Source organism: Streptomyces sp. NPDC004561, assembly GCF_053602155.1.
This window is the reverse complement of record NZ_JBSGDB010000455.1, coordinates 1-7,041: the sequence shown is the minus strand read 5'-3', so window position 1 is coordinate 7,041 and position 7,041 is coordinate 1. Positions and strand designations below refer to the sequence as shown.

Below are 7,041 nucleotides of genomic sequence, written 5' to 3'. Positions count from 1 at the left end.
GGTCGCTCAGCGAGTAGTGCTGCGCGTAGTTCCACAGTGCGGTGACGGTGTTGCCGTCGTAGTAGTCCATCGACAGGCCGGGCCTCGCCGAACATCCGCAACACGATGACCCCGGCGAGCATCGGCACCGCGAAGATCGCGAACGACACGAAGACGTCGTAGGGGTCGTCCTGCCAGGGGCTCGTCGCCCGCACCGTCTTGTCCTGGGATTCCAGCAGGCTCAGCACCTCGAACAGCCCCGCCGTGCTCAGCGCCGTCCAGATCGCGGTCAGTGCCGCCCGTCCGGTCCCGTCTCTGCGTTCCACAGCGGACATAGTACGCGGGGCGTATTACGCGTCAAGTAGTAACGAGGTGCGTAGTACGCTTCTTCGCGGGAGGCCCACATCCATGCACAGCAACGACGCGCAGATGCTCGTGCTCACCGTCCTCGCCGACGGACCGCTGCACGGCTACGCGATCAACACCGCGATCCAGGAGCTCACCGGTAGCCGCCTCGGCCCGGGCAGCCTCTACGGAGCCCTCTCCCGGCTCGAGGCCCGCGACCTCATCCGGCCCGCCGACACCGATGCCGCCCCGCAGGAACGGCACCGCACCATGGAGATCACCGACACCGGCCGGGACACGCTGCGCGCCGAACTCGAGCAGATGAACCGCATCTCCCAGGCGGGGTTGCGCGCACTCGGGATCACGCCGGCATGAAAGCCGCCGCACTGATCACCGGCCTCTACCCGCCTGCGGTCCGCGACCGATGGGGCGCCGACATCAGCGACGAACTGGAAGCGACCGGCCCCCGATCCTGGCCCGACGCCGTCACCGGAGCCGTACGGCTCTGGCTCCGTCCGAGCACTTGGCCCGAGACCTTCGTCGGCCAGACCCGCCGCGTGGCCGCCGTCGCCCTCTTCGTGGTCACCTCCGCCACCATGCTGCTGCTGCGAGCCGTCGAACCCTCTCCCGCGGTGACCGCCGACACCCGCCACATCGCCACCAGCCTCTGGCTGGCCCCGACGTTGCTCGGTATGGCCCTGGCCGCGCCGCTCCCACCACTGCGCTGGGCCGCGCTCCGCCGCATGACGGTCGTCGCGATCCGCACCCTCGCCGGTCCCGCGGCCGCGCTCTCGGTGATGGTCCTGGCCGCTCGCACCGGAGTGGTCAGGCAGACATCCGGGCTCGCCGACGCCGCGCTCGTCGCCTACTACTGGGGCACGCTCGCGTTCGCGGCGGCCGGGATGTGCATGCTTGTCGCCCGCGTCGCCAAGGCCGCCGTCCTCCCGTCCGCGCGCCGCCTCGGCGCCGCGCTCGTCCTCCTCGGAACAGGACTCGCGTGCGCATCACTGCAGAACGTATGGGTGAGCATCAAGATCGGCTCCGTCACCGGTTCGCTCGCCGCGACCGTGGCGCTCGCCCTGCTCGCCGCGGCGACCATCAGCGCCGGCCACGACCTGCGACCGCGCCACGGCTGAGTGCCGGGCTGCTCGTCCTGGCGCCGGCGTTCGCCGGAACCCTTCACGACGTTCGTCACCTGTCGCCGGCCGACTGAACGACACTCCACAACGTCCCCGGTCGCACGCTTCCCTCACGACTCCAAAGCGCGCCGGTGACGGCGTCTGAGAGCGAAGGGCCTGGCAGATGTCGCTCAGGGTGCGGTGAACAGGGTCGGAAAGCGGGGGGCCAGCCACGGTCGGGGGCCCCAGGCGAGGATCTGCCCCTGGGCGATGGCACGCCAGGGATTGAGCCGGCCCAGCGCGATGAGCAGGAAGGCGACGGGATCGAGCAGGACGGTGCAGTCCGCGCGCTGTGGTGGCGCCCCCGGTGTCACCTGGACGGCGCCGTCGGCCAGGGACACGCCGAACACCTCGCCCCCGCGCAGCCGGATCCGGTAGCGGGCCGTGAGCCCGGCCGTGGCCGCGGGGTCCGCGACACGTGGCATGACCGAGAGCATGAACGGCATGCACAGACCCACCCGTTCCCGGTCCACCATGTGCGGACGCTTCAGGGCGCGAGCCAGGTCGTATCCATGGCCGAGCATGTGCGTGAGCAGGTACGACGCGAGAACGGACCGGTTCATCACGCCCAGGGGTGTGGCTGGTGCCGGTTCGTCGGACGTGGGGCGCGACAGCGCGTCCAGGAACGCGTCGGCCTGGTCCGTGATCATCGTCGCGAGGGGCTCCGCCCGGCGCTCCCCGAAGGCCACGAGGGACTCCGAGTTGGCCCCGGCGAGGCTCTGGGGCGTTCCGTCGCCGTAGGGGCGCTCCCGTCCGGCTGCCAGGTCGGCCATCAGTTCGTTGGCCATGGCCAGGTGGGCGGCGGCCTCGCCGAAGGTCCACTCCGACCCCGGCACGGCAAGCGTCATGTCGCCCGCGCTGCGCACCAGCGTGGCGATCTCCTCGGCGGTGCCCCGGATCGCCTGTCCCAGCCCGTCGGGCAAGGGCAAGGGACACGAGCCGTCCTGCCGCCCTGTCGTGTGCACGTAGCTTGCTCCACTCCCCACCGGCCGGCACGGCCGACGTGCCCGTGGCGCAGGTACACAACCAGACTCGGGGGCGCGTGACAAGTCCCCGGGCGCCCCCCACCGTCGGCCCTGGCTCGCGGCTGCCCGTTCAGGCATCGGCGCGTGGTGCGCGAGCACCGTCCGACGCCGCGAGCCCCCTTCAGGCTCGCAAGGGCCTCTCCCGAAACGCCAGGCGCAGGCGCGCCTGGGCGCAGGCCGGCCAGAGCGATGATGACAGCCGGGGCCACGCGAAGGAGGCCGTTGCGGTCAGAACACACCCCGAGCGACACAGCGTCACCTCATGCCGCTCTTAAACCCCCTGGTGTACAAGGTTGCTGGTCGAGGAGAGGTGCAGAGAGGACGGAACATGTCCGAATCCGGTGGGCCAAAGGGCCGACGGTGGCTCGCTCTGGTGGTCTTCGCCTTGGCGCTGTACGTCATCGTGCGCGCCGCGGGCACCCATCAGGGCGATGACACCCCGCCTCCGGCCAAGGTATCTCCCTCTACGCCGAAGCGGGCGGCCACCTCGTCCGCTCCGCCCGCGTCGGCGTCGACCACCTCGTCGTACGACCCCGCCGGCTACGCTTCGCGGGTCCGCGCCCGGGCCGGACAGGCAGGCGTCGGCGCACAGTTGCTGATGGCGATCCTCTACAACGAGGCGTACAAGCCGCATGACCCGGCCTTCGAGCGGGCCTGGCAGAAGTACAAGCCCGACGCGGCCTTCGGTATCGCCGACATGCACCGTGCCACCTTCGACGAGGTCAAGCAGGGCCGCGACTTCGCCGGCCGCAAATGGGAGGACCTGCCGGACGACCGGGATCTCGCCATCGACGCCGCCGCCTGGTATCTGCACGACCTGGCGGCCCAGCTACCGGGCCACTGGTCGGCTTCCTACACGAAGAACGATCTCCTGGCGCTCGGGTACAACGCCGGCGCGGGCAACATGCTCGCCTTCGCCCGTGGCGTGAGCCCCGGCAGCCAAGCCCAGTCCTACCTGGACCGACTGCACGCGAACTGGGCGAAGGCCGGCAGCGCCGTCGGCGCGAAATGACCCTTCGCGGTGCCTCCGAGCGGGGCGGCTCTCCGAAGAGGACTGTCGATGGTTTGCTGCATTGCGCAATAATCGAACTCGGCGGGGGGAGGCCCCGGTGTCGGTGGAGGAAGGGTGTTCATGCCGCGCGGGGACATTCGGCGAGTGCGTGATGCGAATCTGCGGTTGGGTGCCGCCCTGGCCGAAGTCGAAGGACTGTACGCGGCGTTATTGCGAGCCGGTCCCTCCGACAGGCGCCGGGGGCTTCAGGCCGATCTGGCACGCGCGGCCCGTCGTCTCGCCACCCTGGCGGCTCAGCCGGCCGACACCGCGTCCCCGCCAGTCGCTTCGCAGCGCACGCGCCGGGGACGGCGACGGGCCCTGGCCGAACGCGGCGCCGCGTGGATCATCGCGAAGTACGGACAGGGCAAGCCCTGATTCCGTCTCGGCCGGAAGGCGTACGCACCCCACCGCCAGGGCCGCGATGTCGCCGAACCGCTGCGACGCGCGCGTGATGAGAGTTGCCGGTTTGCGCAATTGAGCGGCTATCATCTCGGCGTCGGTGCGTACCACCTCCTGCTCCGAACGGGGTTCCCATGCATCGCCCGGTTCATGCCCGCAGGCCGCCGGTCCATGACGGCGATCGCGTGCCGGCACGCGGCGCACTGTCTGGCGTAGGTCCAGACGGGTGGCGCAGCGCCCGTACGCCAACATGCGGGCGACGAAGCCGAAGGGTGCTCACATGACCGGTGCGAACGACTTCTCAGTCTCGGGCTACGGTCCTGAGCGTCCCGCCTGGTCGCGGCTTCTCACCCGCGATTCCCTGGTCCGCCGATTGGACTGGCCGATACTGCTGTCGGCCTCGGCCCTGTCCTTGATCGGCTCGCTCCTCGTCTACTCCGCGACCCGTAACCGCACCGCGATCAACCAGGGCGACCCGCACTACTTCCTCGTCCGGCACCTGATGAACCTCGGCATCGGGTTGGTCCTGATGTTCGGCACGATCTGGCTGGGCCACCGCACCCTGCGCAACGCGGTGCCGATTCTGTACGGCATCTCGGTCTTCGGGGTGCTGCTGGTGCTCACCCCGCTCGGTGCCACCATCAACGGCAACCGCAACTGGATCGTCCTGGGCGGCGGATTCTCCCTCCAGCCCTCGGAGTTCGTGAAGGTCACGATCATCCTGGGCATGGCGATGCTGCTGGCGGCCGAGGTCGACGCGGGGGACAAGAAGTACCCCCGCAGCCGTGCCGTGATCCAGGCCCTGGGGCTGGCCGCCGTACCGATCATGGTTGTGCTGATGATGCCCGACCTCGGCTCGACGATGGTCATGCTGGTCACGATCCTGGGCGTGCTGATGGCGTCCGGCGCCTCCAACCGCTGGATTTTCGGCTTGCTCACCGTCGGCATCGTCGGTGCCGTCGCCGTCTGGCAGCTGCACATCCTGGGCCAGTACCAGCTGAACCGCTTCGCGGCGTTCGCCGACCCGAGCCTGGACCCCTCCGGAGTCGGCTACAACACCAACCAGGCCCGCATCGCCATCGGTTCCGGCGGCCTGACCGGCCAGGGACTGTTCCACGGGGCTCAGACCACCGGCCAGTTCGTGCCGGAACAGCAGACCGACTTCGTCTTCACGGTCGCCGGCGAGGAACTGGGCTTCCTGGGCGCCGGCTTCATCATCTTCCTGGTCGGTGTGATCCTGTGGCGCGCCTGCCGCATCGCCCGCGAGACAACGGAGTTGTACGGCACGATCGTCGCCACAGGGATCGTCGCCTGGCTCTCCTTCCAGTCCTTCGAGAACATCGGCATGTCGCTCGGCATCATGCCGGTGGCGGGCATTCCGCTGCCGTTCGTCTCGTACGGCGGTTCGTCGATGTTCGCGGTGTGGGTGGCGGTAGGACTTCTGCAGTCGATCCGGGTGCAGAGGCCCATGTCGGCGTAGCCGCGGTTGGCTGCTTGCCAGTACGGCGAGATCGGTGACGGCAGCGGTGGCCCGTCAGGCGCCGCTCGGTGCCGGCTCCGGCTCGGCGAGGGGCGCCGCCGCGCGGCGGGGGAGCAGCAGCGGGGTGGCCAGCAGGAGCACGCCGGCCAGGCCGATGGCCGTACGCGGGCCGAGCAGGCCGCCGAGCACACCCCAGACGGCCGTCAGAAGTGCGATCGAGGCCTTGGTGGTGACCGTCCAGGCGGACAAGGTGCGGGTGACGCGGTCGGCCGCGGTGCGCTCGAGGCGGTAGGTGGCGTAGACGGGGTTGAAGACGCCGCAGCAGAAGATGAGCCCCAGCTCGACGCCCATCACCAGCAGCAGCCCGCCGGTGCCCGGCCCCAGGAAGGCCAGGCCGACGGACCAGAGCGCGCGCAGTGTCCCGACCACGACCAGGACCCGGTGCTGTCCGAACCGGGTGACGAGCGGCCGGGCCAGACGCGAGCCGAGCAGCCCGCCGATCGAGGGCGCGGCGAAGGCGAGGCCGTACTGCCACGGTGTGAAACCGAGTCGCCCGAGCATGAGCACGGCCAGCAGTGGCTCGGTGGCCATCACCAGGCCGTTGAACAAGGCGGTGTTGAAGAACAGCGGACGCAGTGTCGCGTCGGCGAGGATGTACCGCCAACCGTCGAGCAGGTCCCCGGCCCGCATGCGCTCGCCCTCTCGTCGGGCGGGCCGCGGCTCGGACCCACCCGTCGCGCGGATGCCCAGCGCCGAGAGCAGGTAGCTGACCGCGTCGGCCACCACTGTCGCCACCGGACCGAGGAGGCCGATCGCCGTGCCGCCCAGCGGCGGTCCGATGATCGTGGTCGTCCAGGCCGTGGACTCGAACCGGGCGTTGGCGACGAGCAGGTCCTCGGCCGGCAGCAGCGTCTTCAGGTACGCGCCGGAGGCGGCGCGGAAGGTGATGTCGGCCGCCGCGACGACGACCGAGACCAGCAGGAGCTGAAGGAAGCTGAGCACGCCGAGCGCGAACGCGGCGGGGATCGTCAGCAGCGCCGCGAACCGCACCAGGTCCATCGCGATCAGCACCGGCCGCTTGCGGCGGAACTCCACCCACGGGCCGAGCGGCACCGCCACGGCCGCGCCCACCGCGGCCCCCACGGAAGAGAGCGCGGCGACCTCGGCCGGTCCGGCGTGCAGCACCCGGATGGCGATCAGCGGGAACGCGCCGAAGGCGAGCCACGTGCCGAGCGCGCTGGTCCCGTACGCTCCCCAGAGCCACCCGAACCGCCGCGCCAGCCCGTGCCCGCTCCTCATACCCGACGCCACACCCCTCACCACACACCCGCACAACCGATCCGCGATCGGAAGCATCAAAGCGAGCACCGCACCCGGGAAGCAAACAACCGCTTGGCCGCGAGTCACAACCAATGGTTGTGCCCCTAGGGTGTCGGCATGGATCTCGACACCGTCCGGACCTTCGTCGCCGCCGCCGACGCGGGGCGGTTCCAGGAGGCCGCCGCCGAGCTGTCGGTCACCCAGCAGGCCGTCTCCAAGCGCATCGCCGCGCTGGAGCGCGACCTCGGCGTGAGGCTGTTC

The 7,041-nt window shown here is 70.4% G+C and carries 8 protein-coding genes; 5 read left to right on the top strand and 3 right to left on the bottom strand.

The genetic code is table 11. The features are described from left to right. Positions 1–305: hypothetical protein (locus ACWEN3_RS37590; protein WP_452980551.1), on the bottom strand; the 305-nt coding region annotated here is incomplete at its 3' end. Positions 306–387: 82 nt separating this feature from the next. On the opposite strand from ACWEN3_RS37590, the gene ACWEN3_RS37585 reads away from it, so the two are divergent. Then, positions 388–699 (top strand): PadR family transcriptional regulator, encoded by a 312-nt coding sequence (locus tag ACWEN3_RS37585; RefSeq protein ID WP_452980549.1) that lies wholly within the window; start codon positions 388–390, stop codon positions 697–699. Beyond that, positions 696–1,460: a hypothetical protein gene (locus tag ACWEN3_RS37580; protein WP_452980546.1), complete on the top strand. Its 765-nt coding sequence runs from the start codon at positions 696–698 to the stop codon at positions 1,458–1,460. Before ACWEN3_RS37585 ends, ACWEN3_RS37580 begins: the two co-directional genes overlap by 4 nt. Positions 1,461–1,633: 173 nt before the next feature. Here the strand turns inward: ACWEN3_RS37580 and ACWEN3_RS37575 are convergent, their stop codons facing one another. Then, positions 1,634–2,431, bottom strand: a complete 798-nt coding sequence (locus tag ACWEN3_RS37575) for a maleylpyruvate isomerase family mycothiol-dependent enzyme (protein WP_452980543.1) — start codon at positions 2,429–2,431, stop codon at positions 1,634–1,636. Positions 2,432–2,855: 424 nt separating this feature from the next. Here ACWEN3_RS37575 and ACWEN3_RS37570 point away from each other — a divergent pair, with 424 nt between their 5' ends. Both ACWEN3_RS37570 and rodA read left to right on the top strand, forming a co-directional pair. Next, entirely contained in the window at positions 2,856–3,539 is a 684-nt protein-coding gene (locus tag ACWEN3_RS37570) for a transglycosylase SLT domain-containing protein (RefSeq protein WP_452980540.1), read from the top strand. 721 nt (positions 3,540–4,260) lie between these two features. Further along, the gene (rodA, locus tag ACWEN3_RS37565) at positions 4,261–5,460 is read left to right on the top strand and encodes a rod shape-determining protein RodA (protein ID WP_452980537.1); all 1,200 of its coding nucleotides are present in this window, start codon (positions 4,261–4,263) and stop codon (positions 5,458–5,460) included. Positions 5,461–5,514: 54 nt separating this feature from the next. Here rodA and ACWEN3_RS37560 read toward each other — a convergent pair whose 3' ends face one another. After that, positions 5,515–6,759 carry an MFS transporter gene (locus ACWEN3_RS37560; protein ID WP_452980536.1) on the bottom strand — a complete coding sequence of 415 codons (1,245 nt, stop codon included), beginning with the start codon at positions 6,757–6,759 and terminating at the stop codon, positions 5,515–5,517. 138 nt (positions 6,760–6,897) lie between these two features. Between ACWEN3_RS37560 and ACWEN3_RS37555 the strand changes: the two genes are divergently transcribed. Beyond that, positions 6,898–7,041 (top strand): LysR family transcriptional regulator (locus tag ACWEN3_RS37555; protein ID WP_452980554.1); only part of this gene is annotated, 144 nt, incomplete at its 3' end.

What these genes read in the sequence shown, in the direction of transcription:
- ACWEN3_RS37585 (WP_452980549.1), top strand. Translation starts at nt 388, where the DNA reads ATGCACAGCAACGACGCGCAGATGCTCGTGCTCACCGTCCTCGCCGAC.
- ACWEN3_RS37580 (WP_452980546.1), top strand. Translation starts at nt 696, where the DNA reads ATGAAAGCCGCCGCACTGATCACCGGCCTCTACCCGCCTGCGGTCCGC.
- ACWEN3_RS37570 (WP_452980540.1), top strand. Translation starts at nt 2,856, where the DNA reads ATGTCCGAATCCGGTGGGCCAAAGGGCCGACGGTGGCTCGCTCTGGTG.
- rodA (WP_452980537.1), top strand. Translation starts at nt 4,261, where the DNA reads ATGACCGGTGCGAACGACTTCTCAGTCTCGGGCTACGGTCCTGAGCGT.
- ACWEN3_RS37560 (WP_452980536.1), bottom strand. Translation starts at nt 6,759, where the DNA reads ATGAGGAGCGGGCACGGGCTGGCGCGGCGGTTCGGGTGGCTCTGGGGA.